Source organism: Shewanella sp. GXUN23E (assembly GCF_050865035.1).
Taxonomy (GTDB): Bacteria; Pseudomonadota; Gammaproteobacteria; order Enterobacterales; family Shewanellaceae; genus Shewanella.
The window spans coordinates 35,933-51,441 of sequence record NZ_JBOZWP010000022.1 but is presented as its reverse complement, the minus strand read 5'-3'; the positions used below and the strand labels follow the sequence as shown (position 1 = coordinate 51,441).

Sequence of the window (15,509 nt, the reverse complement as noted above, 5' to 3'; positions counted from 1 at the left end):
TCAGTGTTTATTTTTTTCTGGTGACCAGTGTCACAATTAATTCACGCCATTACCACTGGCCGCACATTTTGTCGGCATTTGGAGTGTTAAAGCGCCGATTTTTGCGCATATAATGCAGTATTGACGGTTCTCCGAGCTTCCTACCCTACGTCCTCATTGATACGGGTGGTTAGCCGTGGTGAAAAAGCCACTGGGGTGAAGGAAGAAATGACTTCGCCTCCCGTGTTTGGAAAGGTGATCATGTCCCTGCTTCAAGACGACTTCGGTCGCAAATTTCAGTATTTGCGCATGTCGGTAACAGACGTGTGTAATTTCAAATGCAGCTATTGTCTGCCCGACGGCTATCATGCCGACGGTAAACCCAAGTTTCTGAATCTCAACGAGATTGAAAACCTGATCAGCGCATTCGCCAAAGTGGGTACCCGTAAGGTACGGATCACTGGTGGCGAGCCGACTCTGCGCCGGGATTTCACTGACATAGTGCGGCTGGTGGCCGATAACCCGGATATTCAAACGGTGGCGACCACCACCAATGGTTATCGTTTGGCGCAGCACGCCAAAGAGTGGTATGACGCTGGTCTGCGTCGTATCAATGTATCGGTAGACAGCCTGGACCCACGCATGTTTCACCAAATCACCGGTGAGAATAAGTTCGATGAGGTGATGCGCGGGATTGATGCCGCGCTGGAAGCCGGTTTTGAGCGCGTCAAGGTGAATGCGGTATTGCTGAAAGATCTCAACGACAGGGATCTGCCCAAGTTTCTCGACTGGATTAAAGGTACGCCCATCGATCTGAGATTTATCGAGCTGATGGAAACCGGCCTGGGCCGTGACTATTTTCAGGCGCATCATCTGGCCGGTGCGGACATTCGCTCACAGCTGCTGCAAACCGGCTGGAGCCGCGATATCAGCGGCAGTGAAGACGGCCCGGCGCAAAACTTCAGTCACCCTGATTTTGAAGGCCGTATCGGTCTTATCATGCCCTATGAGCAGAACTTCTGTGCCAGCTGTAACCGTTTGCGGGTTTCCGCCAAAGGTAAGCTGCACCTGTGCCTGTTTACCGAGTCCGGTGTGGATTTGCGTGACTTGCTGCAATCCCCTGAGCAACAGGGAGAACTGATTGAGCGATTGCATCAGCAGCTGCATCACAAGAAAGAAACTCACTACCTGCATCAGGGCGTGACCGGGGTAACCCAGCATCTGGCATCGATCGGCGGTTAAGGCTGCCGGTCCTGCATCCCTGCATTTGAACAAATTAAGTTGGACGCATTATGGGACACTGTACTCAAAGTCAGTTTCAGCCTCTGAATATTGCGGTGCTGACGCTGTCGGACACCCGCACTTTCGACAATGACACCTCAGGCCAGTATCTGGCTGACGCGCTGATTGCCGCCGGCCATCGGCTGGTGGACCGCAAGCTCATTAAAGATGACACCTATCAAATCCGCAGTGTGATATCCCAGTGGATTGCCGATGAGCAGGTGCAGGTGGTGATCTCCACCGGTGGTACCGGTTTTACCGCCAGAGACAATACCCCGCAGGCGGTCAGCGTGCTGTTTGACCGCAGTATTGAAGGTTTTGGCGAGCTGTTTCGCCACTTAAGTTTCCTGGAGCTGGGCAGCTCGACTGTACAGTCCCGCGCCCTGGGCGGCATGGCCAATGGCACCGCGATTTTCTGTTTGCCCGGTTCCACCGGTGCTTGCCGTACTGGCTGGAAAATTCTGGCCGAGCAGTTGGATGCCCGCCACAGACCCTGTAATTTCGTGCCGCACCTCAAGCCGGTGCAAGGTTAATCAATAGGTAATTTCATGAGCCAAGCTTTTACCCATATCAATGCCGATGGCAATGCCCACATGGTGGACGTGACCGATAAGCAGGTGACCGAGCGCGAAGCCCGTGCCGAAGCCTATATCGAGATGGCGCCGGAGACGCTGGCGATGATCATGAGTGGCAGTCATCACAAGGGTGATGTGTTTGCCACTGCCCGTATCGCCGGTATTCAGGCCGCCAAGAAAACTTCTGATCTGATCCCTCTGTGCCACCCGCTGATGCTGACCAAGGTGGAAGTGGAGCTGGAAGCTCAGGTTGAACACAACCGGGTGCGGATCACTTCGCTGTGCAAGCTGTCCGGCAAAACCGGGGTGGAGATGGAAGCCCTGACCGCGGCCTCTGTGGCTGCTCTGACCATTTACGACATGTGTAAAGCGGTACAGAAAGATATGGTGATCTCCCAGGTGCGCCTGCTGGAGAAGCGCGGCGGCAAGTCTGGTCACTTTAAGGTGTAATAAGATGATTAATGTACTGTTTTTTGCTCAAGTGCGGGAATTGCTGGGCACCGCCAAACTGGAAGTGGCCTTCGACGATAGCCTGATCACTACCGAGGCCTTGCGTGCCCACCTGGCAGCGCAGGATGAAAAGTGGGCGCGGGTGATGGCCAATGACAAGCTGCTGGTGGCGGTCAATCAAACCATCAGCAATTGGGAAGCCGCCGTCAAAGACGGTGATGAAGTGGCTTTCTTTCCCCCTGTGACCGGAGGTTAATATGATCCGGGTGCAGACGCAGGATTTCGATGTCCCCACTGAGTACGCCAGCATTGCCGGTGACCACAGTGATGGCGCTGTGGTAACTTTTGTTGGCAAGGTGCGCGATTTCAATGACGGCAGCAGTGTGACCGATTTGACCCTGGAGCATTATCCGGGCATGACCGAAGCCGTGCTGGAGCAACTTGAAGCCGAGGCACGGACACGCTGGCCGCTCAATCATGTCACTATTATTCACCGGGTCGGCACTATGGCGCTGGGCGAGCAAATCGTGTTTATCGGCGTGACCAGTGCGCACCGCAAGGCGGCCTTTGCTGCCTGTGAATTTCTGATCGATTTTTTGAAGACCAAAGCCCCCTTTTGGAAGCTGGAAGCTGGCGAGCAGGGTAAACACTGGGTGGAAGCCCGTGACTCTGATGAGCAGGCCGCCAAAATGTGGGAGCAGGAGTAAGCGGTAGTGAACATGCGGATCCGGTCGCTGTCGCGACTCTTGATATCCCTGATGTTGCTGTTTCCGGCGCTGGTGCTGGCAGACACTCCGGCCATTGCCGCCGCGGCCAACATCAAATTTGCGCTGGACGATATCGCCAAAGACTTTGCCCGGGATACAGGACAAACGGTCAGAATTTCCTATGGCTCATCGGGCAATTTTGTCGCTCAGATAAAAAATGGCGCGCCGTTTCAGCTATTTATGTCTGCGGATGAGAAATATATTGATCAGCTGCAGGCCGATGGCCTGGTGACCGCCGAGCCGGTGGAATACGCGGTGGGCAGGCTGGCACTGGCGGCGCCGAAAAACTCTCCTCTGACACTGGATACTGAGCTTAACGGCCTTAAAACCATGCTGGCAGCAGATAAGATAAAACGGTTTGCCATCGCCAATCCCGAGCATGCGCCTTACGGCGAGCGGGCCAAAGAGTACCTTGAGCATTTTGGCCTGTGGCAGTCTATCCAGCCCAAACTGATCTACGGCGAGAATGCCTCACAGGCCGCGCAGTTTGCCATCAGTGGCTCCACTCAGGGGGGCATAGTGCCGCTGTCGCTGGTCAAAGCGCCCCAGTTTACTGCGCGGGCCAATTACATTGAGCTGCCCAGTGAGTTCCATGGCAATCTGGCGCAGGATATGGTGCTGCTGCCCAATGCCGGCGCAACAGCCAGGGCGTTTTTTGACTATCTGCAGTCAGACAAGGCGCGTCAGGTGTTTGTCGATTACGGATTTGCTCTGCCCAGGCAATAAGGACTGATGCAATGGATTGGCAAGCCCTGTGGTTATCGGTCAAGTTAAGCGCCATCACGGTATTGGTGTTGATCCCCATGGCGATCCTCGCCGGTCGGGCGCTGGCGTATGGTCAGTTTCGTGGCAAGTCCTGGGTCGAGGCGCTGATTATGGTGCCACTGGTGCTGCCGCCGACTGTGATTGGTTATTACCTGCTGGTGGGCCTTGGCAGTCAAAGCTGGCTTGGGCAGTTGGTTGAACAGCTGTTTGGCCAGCAACTGGTGTTTCATTTCTCCGGGCTGGTGGTGGCCTCGGTCATCGTCAATATCCCCTTCGCGGTGCAGCCTATTCAGCGGGCGTTTGAAACCATTCCCCAGGATGTGCGCGATGCCGCCGCCTGTTGTGGCATGAGTCGCAGCAAGGCCCTGTGGCGCATCGAGCTGCCTATGGTGTGGCCGGGCGTACTGACCGCGCTGGTGCTGTGTTTTTCCCATGTGCTGGGGGAATTTGGGGTGGTACTGATGATGGGCGGCAATATCGCTGGAGAAACCAAGACTATTTCCATTGCCATATACGACAGTGTGCAGGCCTTTGACTTCGATGCTGCCGGTGTGATGTCGCTGGTGCTGTTGCTGTTTGCCATCACTGCGCTGGCGCTGACTACCAGTTTCTCCCGCCGTTTGGGAGGTCAGCATGGCCGTTGATCTGCATTGTAAGGTCAATCAAACCCATCCTATCCCGCTGAATGCTGATTTCACCTGTCATGCCGGTGAGGTGCTGGCGGTGGTGGGTCCTTCCGGCGGTGGAAAAACCACCTTGCTGCGGATGATTGCCGGGCTGGGTAAACCCGGCAGCGGTGAGATTCGCTGTGGTGAGCGGGTGTGGTTTGATAATCATGGCGTCTGCCTGAGTCCTCAGGCGCGGCATATCGGTTATGTGCCACAGCATTTTGGGCTGTTTCCCAATCTGAGCGCGCTGGAAAACGTGGTCAGCGCACTGGATCATATTCCGGCCGCCGAGCGAGTGCCCAGAGCGCTGGACTGGCTGGAGCGGGTCAATCTGCACGGCATGCCGGACAGGTTGCCATCACAGCTCTCAGGTGGACAGAAACAGCGGGTGGCGCTGGCCCGTGCGTTGGCACGTGAGCCGTCGATTCTGCTGCTGGATGAACCTTTCTCTGCCGTTGACCGGGAAACCCGTGAGCGCCTGTATCTGGAGCTGGCACGGCTCAAATCGCAGCTGGCTATCCCGGTGATCATGGTCACCCATGATTTGAATGAGGCATTGTTGCTGGCCGACAGAATGATCCTTATCAGCCAGGGACAGATGCTGCAGCAGGGCAAGCCGCATGAGGTGCTGGCCCGTCCCCGCAATGAGGCGGTGGCCAGACAGATGGGGCTGCGTAATCTGTTCGATGCCCATGTGGTGGCACAGGATGAAGCGCGTAATATCACCTGGCTGAAGATGGGGGAGATCCTGATCGCCAGTGATTATGGCGGTTATCTGGATATTGGCAGCAAGGTGCGCTGGGTGATCCCCAATCAGGGGATTCGCTTTAATGCCATTGCCAGTGGTCGTTTGTGTCGCAGCTTCAATAAGCTGGATGTGGTGATTGATTCCATGCTGGTTATGGGCGAAACCGTGCGGCTGATCTGTAATGTGGTCGGGTTGACCGGTCAACTCAATACCGAGGTGCCTTTGCATCTCGCCTCAAAACTGGCACTGGCTGAAGGTGTTCGCACCACAGTGGCGCTCAAGTCAGAGATGATCCATATTCTGGAGTCAAAATGAGCACTGCCGTACTCGGCCGCTGCTCACATTTTGGCTGCCAATTCCTGCTACCAAATTGCCACATCACTGTTAACATTAGCGAAACTTAATCCGCGATTCACCGCCGCTTCAATGGCTCTGGGCTAAGATATCCCCAAACTATGAGGATAAATTGCTATGAGTAACAAAGCTGCTGCCGTTTTGCTGTTGGTGTCTCTGGTATCCGGAGGTGCAATGGCTGCCTATGAAGGTCCCGGGGCTCAAGCCCAAATCACCAGTGCCAGCGCCGTCAAAGACGCACAGGATGGTGCCAAAGCTCAACTCACCGGGAAACTCGTCAAAAGCCTGGGCGATGAAAAGTACCAGTTTCAGGATGAGTCCGGCATGGTGATTGTCGATATCGATGATGATCTGCTGCGCAATGTCCAAGTCGATGAAAATACCCCTGTTGTGTTGGTGGGTGAAGTGGATAACGACTGGGATGGTCAGGAAGTCGATATTGAAGTCATTAGTTTGCTGGATGAGGCCCCTGCTGCCAACGTCCAAAGTAATCAACACTGATTTCAGAAAATGGATCCCGTCTCTGCCTGTTGCTGATGGTCAGCCAGGCCGGAGTGGGATCTGTTTTGCATATTTGGAGATAGTTGGGTGTATACCACATTTCCGGGACCTCAATTATGTTAGATTGAAGTCGCTGTAATTTACCTAGTTTGTTGAATCTGGAGAAAAAAGTGTCACGTCTCTTGCTTGGTTTAGTGCTGATATCCGGCGTTGCATTTGCCGACACTGATCTGTGGCAGTATCTGTCGCAGACGCAGCACGTTGAGCCAATCAAACTGATGCAGGACGTGGAGCGCCAGTTTCCCGGGGTAATTGCAGAGTTCAATACTGAGCTGGATAAAGGTGAGCTGAAATACGAGATTGAGGTCATCAATCCCAGAGACAAGAGTCTTACCGAGCTGGTATACCGTGCCAGTGACGGGAGTCTGTTGCACCGCCAGACAGAAAAGCTGAAATCTGAAGATAAAAATGATCTTGAGGCTGCGGCTAAAATTCTTGAACACAATCAAACATTTTCTCAACTCATCATTCAGGCAATGCAGACCCGTCAAGCGGTTGTGGTTGATGCACAGCTGGATCGAGACCTCGGGATCAATTACCTTGAAGTGGAACTGCTCAATGCAGACGGCAGGGTAAAACTGGCTTTCGATATCGATCAACAAAAACCCCTGCCATTGCTTACCTGGAGTTGAATCCGACTATCCTGTTTCGCCTGGAGTTCAGTTGGACTTCGTGCTTAAGGAGATACAATGAAAGTTCTGTTGGTGGAAGATGACGCCACGACTATTGATTATATTGTCAAAGGCTTTTCCGAGCAGGGATACAATATCGAAACGGCCAGCGATGGCCATCAGGGCTTATTGTTGGCCACCAGTGGTCATTACGATCTGATGATTCTGGATCGCATGCTGCCACAGCTCGATGGGCTGAAAGTCCTGGCGGCTTTGCGTGCGACCGGTAATGAAACGCCGGTGCTTATTCTGTCCGCACTGAGCCATGTGGATGAGCGGGTGAAAGGTCTGCGCGCCGGTGGCGATGACTATATGACCAAGCCTTTTGCCTTCTCCGAGTTGTTGGTGCGTGCTGAGAAACTGATGCAGCGCGGCCAGTCCAAGCCAGTGCAGACCAGTATCAAAGTTGGCCCGCTGGAAATGGAACTTTTGACCCGCAACGTGACTTTGGGTGGCAAGGAGTTGATGCTCCAGCCCAAAGAATTCCAGTTGCTGAAATATTTGATGGAACATGCCAACCAGGTGATCAGCCGTACGCTCTTGTTTGAGGCCGTGTGGGATTATCACTTCGACCCACGCACCAATGTTATCGATGTACATATCGCCAAGCTCAGACGTAAGTTTGAGGAGCTGGGATATGGTGAGCTAATCGAGACAGTACGAGGTGCAGGTTATCGGCTCCGTCAACGTTTTTAAGCCATTTCAGAGCAGCGCCTGGCGAATTACCATCATCTTTACCACCCTGGTGACTTTTATCATTGGGGCGCTGTTGTTTGGTATGTATCGCGAGCTGATCCTGGAACAGCAGCATCAGGTAGAGATCCATCTCGAATCTGAGCGCATTCAGTATCAGCAATTGGCGCTGACGGCTAATCGTCAGGCATTTGCCGCTCAGGTGCGCACGGCTGACCCTAAAACCATATTGGTGGTGTGGCAACACGACGATCAGTTGGAAGGGGCGCTGAGCTTTATGCCGCCGGATATGCCGCTGCTGCCTGATACCAAAGAGTTCCCGATTCTGACCGGCGGGCCGGAAAAGTTGCATCTGTTCACCGGTGGTCTGGTGCAAACCCGTTATGGTCCCGTGCTGCTGGCCAGCCGTACCGATCAGCTGGCAACGCTGATTGATAAGTTTATCAGTGCTGCGGCGACTGCCGTGGCAGTGACCATTTTGCTGACTCTGGCAGGTGGCTATCTGTTCTCCAAGGCGCTGCTGCGCCGGGTGGTGAACTACAACAGATTGAGCCGCCGCATTGAGCAGGGGCACTATGACACCCGCTTCCCGATTTCTGAGCATCCTGACGAATTCGACATGATGGCCAATCAGTTCAATCGGGTACTGGATACCTTGCAGAACAATCTGGATGCTGTTCGCGGTGTAACAGACAATATTGCCCATGATCTGCGCACGCCCCTGAGCCATATCCGTATTGGTTTGGAGCAGTTGGCCAGTCGTTCTTCCGATGATGTCGCGGAAAGCTGTGCTGTGCTGATTGAAGAGCTGGATATGTGTCTGGCAACCTTCAATGCCATGCTGTCGTTGACCCGGATCGAGGAAGGCCAGCAACAGCTGGAGTTGCAGCCCGTCAGTTTGTCTGAACTTTGCTGTGATCTGGAGGAGATGGCCGCAGCCGTGGCTGAGATGCAGGAGCAGCAGTTGTCACTGCAAACCGGGGTTGATTGTGTGATTACCGGCGACAAACACCTGTTGTTTATGGCTTTGTACAACCTTATCGACAATGCCATGAAGTATTCCGGAGAAGGTGCCAATATCAGGATTGAACAGGAAGGCGCGGTGATCCGTATCAGCGACAACGGTCCCGGTATTCCTGATGCGGACAAGGACAGGGTATTTGAGCGTCTGGTTCGTCTTGACCCCAGTCGTCATCACGCCGGCACAGGTCTTGGCCTGTCGATGGTAAAAGCGATATTATCCCGCCACCAGGCCCGGATTGAGCTCAGTGACAATCATCCCGGCTTACTGGTGACAGTCACGTTCCGCGCTTAAAAGGGTTCCTACTTGTATCAGCTTATTCAGGATGAAGCCGACTTTCTGGTGATCAGTAAGTCGGCCAATGTGCATTTTCACAGTCAGGATGGCGAGGCCGGGGTCGTTGCCCGGGTTGAGTTGGATCTGAATATCAAACTCTACCCGGTACACAGGCTGGATACCCTGACATCCGGGTTGATCATCCTGGCAAAATCCTCTGCGGCGGCGGCCCGCTTTACCGAATTGTTCAGTACCCACAAGGTTCAGAAATATTATCTGGCGCTGGCGCAGGGAAAACCCAAAAAGAAACAGGGCTGGGTGATTGGCGATATGGCCAAGTCCCGTCGTAGTCAGTACAAGTTGTTGCGTACCACTGCCAACCCTGCGATCACTCAGTTTTTCTCACAGTCGGTGGCAGAGGGGCTGCGGTTATATCTGCTCAAACCGCTCAGTGGCAAGACTCACCAGCTGCGGGTAGCGCTGGCCAGTCTGGGCTGCCCGATCCTGGGGGACACCCTGTACGGTGGGGAGATGGCAGACAGAGGCTATCTGCATGCCTGGCAGCTGGAGTTCCACTATCAGGGGCGTGAGTATCATTTTTGCGCTGATCCTGTGCAGGGAGAGTTGTTTGCCGCCGCAGCAGTTCAGGCGCAATTGGCACAGTGGATTGCCGTGGCCAATCTTCCCTGGCCAAAATCAAAAGCTTAGCCAATCCTTTGATCACCTGAATAAGTCCGCTCGTACTGGTTTGCCAGGGAGGTTTGTATGCGACGACTGCGACTTATTCTGGGGGATCAGCTCAATGCATCTCACAGCTGGTATCAGCAACGGGATGACGCCTGTCTGTACCTGATTGCCGAGCTGCATCAGGAAACTGCCTACGTCAGACATCATGTGCAAAAGGTCTGCGGCTTCTTTGCTGCCATGGCCAATTTTGCCGTGGCGTTGCAACAGGCCGGACACAATGTACGGCATCTGACGCTGGACGATACCGCTGCAGTTGCAGGATTGAGTGAGCTGGTCATTGATATTTGCGTTGAGCAGCAGATCACCCACTTTGAGTATCAAAGGCCCGATGAATATCGGCTGCTTGAGCAGTTGCAGCATTTGCAGGGCGATTTGACGGAGTTGGGCATCAGCTCTGCCTGTGTGGATACCGAACACTTTATATTGCCCTTCGATGACATACCCAGGCGCTTTGTCAAAGGGAGGCATCTGCGGATGGAAAGCTTCTATCGACAGATGCGCAAACAAACCGGGATTTTGATGACCGGCGATAAACCCGACGGTGGGCGCTGGAACTTTGATGCCGATAATCGCCACAAACTGAAACCGGCAGACATCGCCGGCATTCCCCGGCCGCTGTGCTTTGCCAATGATGTCAGCGATATTTTGCAGCGGCTTGAGCGTCATGGCGTAAACACTGTGGGCAGGGCTGTGCCTGAGTTGCTGTGGCCGGCTAACCGCAAGCAGGCGCGGCAATTGTTGCAGTATTTCATCCGCTGCTGTCTGCCTTTGTTTGGCCGGTTTCAGGATGCCATGACAGATGAATCCGCCAGCAGTTGGAGTCTGTATCATTCACGTCTGTCCTTTGCCCTGAATACCAAGATGTTGCACCCCGGGGAGGTTATCCATCAGGCGCTGGTTGCCTGGCACTCAGACGCGGCGGACATTGCTTCAGTAGAAGGCTTTATTCGCCAGATCCTCGGTTGGCGTGAGTATGTCCGCGGGATCTACTGGAGCAATATGCCTGAGTATGCCGGTGCCAACCGGCTGCATGCGACTACGCCTTTGCCCGGATTCTTCTGGGATGGTCAGACCCGTATGCATTGCATGGCGACGGTAATCTCCCAAAGTCTGAATACTGCCTATGCCCATCACATTCAGCGATTAATGGTGACCGGTAATTTCAGCCTGCTGTGGGGAGCGTCTCCGGCAGAGGTGGACGCCTGGTATCTGGGGATTTATATGGATGCGATAGAGTGGGTGGAGATGCCCAACACCCGTGGCATGGCGCTGTTTGCCGATGGCGGGCTGATTGCCACCAAGCCCTACGCAGCCAGCGGCAGCTATATTCAGCGGATGAGCGATTACTGCGACCGCTGCCATTTCAATGTTAAACACCGCAGCAGCGAGAATGCCTGTCCATTCAACAGCCTGTATTGGGCCTTTATGCTGCAGCACAGAGCTGTTTTCAGCCAAAACCCGCGGATCGGCATGATCTACCGTAACTGGGACCGGTTAGATGAGGCCGAGCAGCAAGCCACACTGGTGCGGGCCCGGGAGATCAAGGCCGGTACTGTGGCGCTTTAGCTAACGGTGCTTCAGTCAAAGGTGCTGCAGTCATTGGTACCTGGGTCAGTTGCCATGTTTCCGGCAGCGAACGCGTTTGGGAGCGGCACCGCTTAGACTCCAGGTTTTTTACGCCACTTCAGGCGCCAGCTGAATGGCCACAAACTTGCGGGACAGGCCTTTTTCAGTAAATTCATTTTGCGGCTCATATTCATAAGCTTATGTCTTCAAGACTATGACTTGCTACGCATGTGGACGGGGATTGATCCATTAAACAAAAACAGCCTGCATTGGCAGGCTGTTTGATTGGCTGTTGTGGCGAATTAACCGCAGACGCGACAGCCTGGCTGCTTCGGCAGTTTCATCTCCCGAAATTCCATGGTCATGGCGTCAACCATCAGCAGTCGGCCAGCCAGTGTCTGACCCATACCCGTCAGTACCTTGATGGCTTCGGTGGCCTGAATACAGCCAATCATACCGACCACAGGTGCCAGGATACCGGACTCCACACAGCTCAGTTGCTGCTCGCCAAACAGGGCGCTGAAGCAGTGATAGCAGGGCGTGCCTGCACTATAGTCAAACACGATCACTGTACCTTCCATGCGGATGGCCGCCGCCGATACCAGTGGCACCTTATGCCTGAAGCAGGCTTGGTTGAGCTGTTCGCGCACCATCACATTGTCGGTGCAATCCAATACCAGCGTGTGCCTGCTGACCAGTTCATCAATTTCCGGGTCATCCAGTACCGCGTTGATGGTCTCTATCCGGATATGGGGATTGAGCGCCGTCAGGCTCTGTTTGGCGGACTCCACCTTGGGCTGGCCGACATTGGCATCCTGATGCAGCACCTGCCGCTGCAGGTTGGAGATCTCCACGGTATCGAAGTCCACCAATGTCATCTGGCCGATCCCGGCGACCGCCAGATATTGACTGGCGGCGCAGCCCAAACCACCGGCACCGATAATCAGTACCTTAGCCTGCTTGAGCTGTTCCTGACCATCGATATCCATGGCGCGAATGGAGATTTGTCGGCTGTATCTGAGCATCTCGGCATGGGACAGCAGATCTTGTGGGTGCTCACTCATAGGGGGTTCCTGCAAGGTGCCGACACAGATCGGCACACACGGTTAACGGGTGATGATTAGTTCAGGACGTCGGTAAATGGCTCGACATCCACCACTGAGCCTGCCGGGGTATCACCCTGCATTTGTGGCAGTACGATAAAGCTGTTGGCCAGACTCATGGAGGTCAGCATGCCAGAGCCCTGTGAGCCGGTGGTACATACCTGCAGCTCGCCGGCATCGTTGCGGCTTAAAATGGCGCGCTGATATTCCACCCGGCCAGGATGCTTCCGGATAGGGTTGGTCAGGGTGGCTTTCAGGCTCAGGACAGGCTGAGCAGGCAGGCCCTGCATTTTTTGCAGCAAGGGCATGACGATTTTGTAGAAGGTCACCATGGAGGACACAGGGTTGCCTGGCAGACCGCAAAATACGGCATTGCCCAGCTTACCGAAGGCAAAAGGTTTGCCCGGCTTGATGGCCATCTTCCAGAAAGTGATTTCGCCTTCTTCATCGAGGATCTGCTTGGTGTAGTCGGCATCACCAACAGATACGCCACCTGAGGTCAGTACCATATCGGCATTGGCCGAGGCTTCTTTGAAGGCCGCGCGGATCGCTTCCGGGTCATCGGCAATGACACCCAGATCCAGCCAATCCACATCGGCCTTTTGCAGCAACCCCAATATGGAATAGCGATTGGAGTCATAAATCTGCCCGGGTGCCAGTTCGGTGCCGACCGGACGGAGCTCATCACCGGTAGAGAAGAAGGCGACGGTTAATTTGCGATAAACCCGTACCTGACTCTGACCTATGGTGGCCAGTACGCCCATTTCGGCGGCGCCGATGCGGGTACCTTTGGTCAGCACCTTATCACCGGCTTTCAATTCTTCACCGCGCTCACGCACATTGGCGCCAATGGCATCTGGTGCTTCTATGGTGATGAGTTCGCCATCGGCCTGGGTTTTTTCCTGCATCTGTACTGTGTCATAGCACTCAGGCACAGGTGCGCCGGTCATAATGCGCACGCAGCTGCCTGGCAGATATTGCCCCTCATAGGGATGACCGGCAAAGGAGTAACCTGCCAGCTTCAGGGTGTTGCTGTGCTGCAGATCTGCCAGCCGGAAGGCATAGCCATCCATTGAAGAGTTGTCGAAGGGAGGCAAATCCAGCATGGATGCCAGATCTTCTGCCAGAATGCGACCCATGGCGTGACTGAGCGGCACAATTTCGGTGTCACGGGTGGGCTGAACCTGATCAAGCAGCTTAGGAATGGCTTGATCCGGATGCATCAATCCGGGATGACAACATGGGTCTTGCTTGCTATGCATGTGAACTCCCTGCTTACAGATAAATGGGGCTGCAGATGGCCGCCATTATGCCATGACAACCTGGCTAAAGTATGCAAAACCCTGGAGATGTGGGCAAATACCGGGCTGAGTTTCAGCTCACAGATTTGTGCCTGAGGTGGATCAAAACAACAGATGAATTCCTTGGAATCCATTTGCTTTTGCGTTTTCAGACTTCCACAATGGGCAGGAATTTTAAGGATGAGTTAGCAAGAGGAGCAGATATGCTGGCCGACGCAATGATCACCAAGCTGAATGAACAGATCAACATGGAGTTTTTTTCTTCCAATCTGTATCTGCAGATGAGCGCCTGGTGCGAAGACAAGGGATTTGAAGGGGCGGCGAGATTTATGCGTGCCCATGCCGCCGAAGAGATGGGGCATATGCACCGTCTGTTTACCTATGTCAGTGAAACCGGTGGCATGCCGCTGATTGGTGCCATCGAGGCGCCGCAGGCGGAATATCCTTCCCTGCTGGCCCTGTTTGAGCACACACTGGAACATGAGCAGGCAATCACTAAAGCCATCAATGGCCTGGCCCATACTGCGTTCACCACCCAGGACTACTCCACCTTTAACTTCCTGCAATGGTATGTGGCCGAGCAGCATGAAGAAGAAAAGCTGTTCAAGTCCATTGTCGACAAGATCCGCTTGGTGGGTGAAGATGGCAAGGCATTGTTCTTTATCGATAAAGATCTGGACGCCATGGCATCGAAAGAGAGTGCCAGCATCATGCATGACGCGGGCACCTCTGCCTGAATGCCAACCGTCAGCGAAAGATAAAAAAGCAGCCTGAGGCTGCTTTTTCGTTATTTGATATCAGCAAGCTGCGGCCAGTTCATGTCGCTGTCGATAGGCGGCCAAATCCTCAATCGACAAAACCGGATAGTCGTGTTTCCGGCTAAATTGAATAATCTCAGCCAGTCTGGCCATGGTGCCATCTTCATTGGTTAACTCGCACAATACGCCGGCGGGCTTGAGACCGGCAAGACGCATCAGATCCACAGTTCCTTCCGTGTGACCGCGGCGCCCCAGTACGCCATCAGGATGAGCGCGCAGCGGGAATACATGGCCGGGACGGGCCAGATCTGTTGGTCTGGCATTGTCGGCGATAGCGGCTTTGATGGTGGTGACCCGATCTGCCGCACTCACGCCGGTAGTTACCCCAGAACGGGCTTCAATGGTGACCGTAAAGGCGGTGCCATACTGGCTGGTGTTACTGTTGACCATAGCGGGCAGTTCCAACCGCTGCAGTATATTGTCGGTCAGGCACAGGCAAACAATACCGCTGCATTCACGGATAAGCAGCGCCATCTGCGGTACCGTCAGCAGCTCGGCACTGAAGATAAGGTCGCCTTCATTTTCACGGTTTTCATCATCAACCAACAGTACGCCTTTACCCTGTTTGAGAGCATCAAGAGCGCGTTCGACTCTTTGGCTGGCATTGCCAAATTGATTAAGTAAGGACTGATCCATAATAAGTTTCCTCAAAGCTGGAAATGAGGAAGGCAGTAACGACCCTGCACTAATCCGGTGTTGAAATGCGCCATTGCGCATGTGCTCAAGCTGCTCGGTGTCGGACGGCTTATCGCACTCATTTCATCCGGACTAACTAAGGGGCGTATGTGTACCTCCATTTGGATCAGGGCACAGAAAAGCAGTGACCTGTTGGTCACAGGTACAGATGGATACGCGACAACAGGCCGCAGGCGATATCCTGCAGACTTAACGTATCGTGACTGACATTCTCTTCCATCCGGACTCAGCGCATCGGTTGCCCGATGCTCATTACCGTCGGCTCCGGAGTTACACCGGATCTGCTTGTCCCTGTCATACGACTTGGCTGACAGGCGCTCGCGGGCTGATTTCAGCGACTTAATCCCATAGAATAAGCCTGAAAATTACCGCCGGTGGGGAGTTTCACCCCGCCCTGAGAACAAACCAACCGGGTTTAACACCCAATCAGTGGATACATAGTGCAAGCATCTGATTCACAAGACAAGCC

At 54.1% G+C, this 15,509-nt stretch carries 18 protein-coding genes and 2 riboswitches; of the genes, 15 read left to right on the top strand and 3 right to left on the bottom strand.

What is annotated here, in order from left to right; all coding sequences use genetic code 11:
• Positions 1-117 precede the first annotated feature (117 nt).
• A riboswitch (molybdenum cofactor riboswitch) is annotated at positions 118-253 on the top strand.
• From moaA to ACRRUX_RS16675, 14 genes are all read left to right on the top strand, one after another.
• Positions 241-1,221 (top strand): GTP 3',8-cyclase MoaA, encoded by a 981-nt coding sequence (gene moaA, locus ACRRUX_RS16740; protein ID WP_432532408.1) that lies wholly within the window; start codon positions 241-243, stop codon positions 1,219-1,221. Its footprint overlaps the riboswitch before it by 13 nt.
• 50 nt (positions 1,222-1,271) lie before the next feature.
• The gene (moaB, locus tag ACRRUX_RS16735; RefSeq protein WP_432532406.1) at positions 1,272-1,793 is read left to right on the top strand and encodes a molybdenum cofactor biosynthesis protein B; all 522 of its coding nucleotides are present in this window, start codon (positions 1,272-1,274) and stop codon (positions 1,791-1,793) included.
• A gap of 15 nt (positions 1,794-1,808) precedes the next feature.
• Positions 1,809-2,285, top strand: a complete 477-nt coding sequence (gene moaC, locus ACRRUX_RS16730; protein WP_432532404.1) for a cyclic pyranopterin monophosphate synthase MoaC — start codon at positions 1,809-1,811, stop codon at positions 2,283-2,285.
• Positions 2,286-2,289: 4 nt separating this feature from the next.
• Complete coding sequence (moaD, locus tag ACRRUX_RS16725) at positions 2,290-2,541, top strand: molybdopterin synthase sulfur carrier subunit (protein WP_432532402.1); 252 nt, start codon at positions 2,290-2,292, stop codon at positions 2,539-2,541.
• Position 2,542: 1 nt separating this feature from the next.
• On the top strand, positions 2,543-2,992 hold the full coding sequence (gene moaE / locus ACRRUX_RS16720) for a molybdopterin synthase catalytic subunit MoaE (RefSeq protein ID WP_432532400.1): 450 nt from the start codon (positions 2,543-2,545) through the stop codon (positions 2,990-2,992).
• A gap of 18 nt (positions 2,993-3,010) precedes the next feature.
• Positions 3,011-3,778, top strand: coding sequence for a molybdate ABC transporter substrate-binding protein (gene modA, locus ACRRUX_RS16715; RefSeq protein ID WP_432532471.1), 768 nt, complete (start codon positions 3,011-3,013; stop codon positions 3,776-3,778).
• A gap of 11 nt (positions 3,779-3,789) precedes the next feature.
• On the top strand, positions 3,790-4,461 hold the full coding sequence (gene modB, locus ACRRUX_RS16710) for a molybdate ABC transporter permease subunit (protein ID WP_432532398.1): 672 nt from the start codon (positions 3,790-3,792) through the stop codon (positions 4,459-4,461).
• Positions 4,451-5,548, top strand: coding sequence for an ABC transporter ATP-binding protein (locus ACRRUX_RS16705; RefSeq protein ID WP_432532396.1), 1,098 nt, complete (start codon positions 4,451-4,453; stop codon positions 5,546-5,548). The genes modB and ACRRUX_RS16705 overlap by 11 nt, the downstream gene beginning before the upstream one ends.
• A gap of 156 nt (positions 5,549-5,704) precedes the next feature.
• Positions 5,705-6,088, top strand: coding sequence for a NirD/YgiW/YdeI family stress tolerance protein (locus tag ACRRUX_RS16700; RefSeq protein ID WP_432532394.1), 384 nt, complete (start codon positions 5,705-5,707; stop codon positions 6,086-6,088).
• Between the two features lie 170 nt (positions 6,089-6,258).
• The gene (locus tag ACRRUX_RS16695) at positions 6,259-6,780 is read left to right on the top strand and encodes a hypothetical protein (protein ID WP_432532392.1); all 522 of its coding nucleotides are present in this window, start codon (positions 6,259-6,261) and stop codon (positions 6,778-6,780) included.
• Between the two features lie 57 nt (positions 6,781-6,837).
• Positions 6,838-7,515 (top strand): response regulator transcription factor, encoded by a 678-nt coding sequence (locus ACRRUX_RS16690; RefSeq protein ID WP_432532390.1) that lies wholly within the window; start codon positions 6,838-6,840, stop codon positions 7,513-7,515.
• 49 nt (positions 7,516-7,564) lie between these two features.
• On the top strand, positions 7,565-8,827 hold the full coding sequence (locus ACRRUX_RS16685; protein ID WP_432532469.1) for a sensor histidine kinase: 1,263 nt from the start codon (positions 7,565-7,567) through the stop codon (positions 8,825-8,827).
• Between the two features lie 12 nt (positions 8,828-8,839).
• Positions 8,840-9,517 (top strand): TIGR01621 family pseudouridine synthase, encoded by a 678-nt coding sequence (locus ACRRUX_RS16680; protein WP_432532388.1) that lies wholly within the window; start codon positions 8,840-8,842, stop codon positions 9,515-9,517.
• A gap of 57 nt (positions 9,518-9,574) precedes the next feature.
• Complete coding sequence (locus ACRRUX_RS16675) at positions 9,575-11,122, top strand: cryptochrome/photolyase family protein (RefSeq protein WP_432532386.1); 1,548 nt, start codon at positions 9,575-9,577, stop codon at positions 11,120-11,122.
• 302 nt (positions 11,123-11,424) lie between these two features.
• Here ACRRUX_RS16675 and moeB read toward each other — a convergent pair whose 3' ends face one another.
• Both moeB and moeA read right to left on the bottom strand, forming a co-directional pair.
• The gene (gene moeB / locus ACRRUX_RS16670; RefSeq protein WP_432532384.1) at positions 11,425-12,186 is read right to left on the bottom strand and encodes a molybdopterin-synthase adenylyltransferase MoeB; all 762 of its coding nucleotides are present in this window, start codon (positions 12,184-12,186) and stop codon (positions 11,425-11,427) included.
• Between the two features lie 56 nt (positions 12,187-12,242).
• Positions 12,243-13,487: a molybdopterin molybdotransferase MoeA gene (gene moeA / locus ACRRUX_RS16665; RefSeq protein ID WP_432532382.1), complete on the bottom strand. Its 1,245-nt coding sequence runs from the start codon at positions 13,485-13,487 to the stop codon at positions 12,243-12,245.
• A 242-nt stretch (positions 13,488-13,729) separates the two neighbouring features.
• On the opposite strand from moeA, the gene ftnA reads away from it, so the two are divergent.
• Entirely contained in the window at positions 13,730-14,263 is a 534-nt protein-coding gene (ftnA, locus tag ACRRUX_RS16660; protein WP_432532380.1) for a non-heme ferritin, read from the top strand.
• A 60-nt stretch (positions 14,264-14,323) separates the two neighbouring features.
• Here ftnA and ribB read toward each other — a convergent pair whose 3' ends face one another.
• The gene (ribB, locus tag ACRRUX_RS16655) at positions 14,324-14,980 is read right to left on the bottom strand and encodes a 3,4-dihydroxy-2-butanone-4-phosphate synthase (protein ID WP_432532378.1); all 657 of its coding nucleotides are present in this window, start codon (positions 14,978-14,980) and stop codon (positions 14,324-14,326) included.
• 264 nt (positions 14,981-15,244) lie between these two features.
• Positions 15,245-15,446: riboswitch (FMN riboswitch) on the bottom strand.
• Positions 15,447-15,509: the final 63 nt, after the last annotated feature.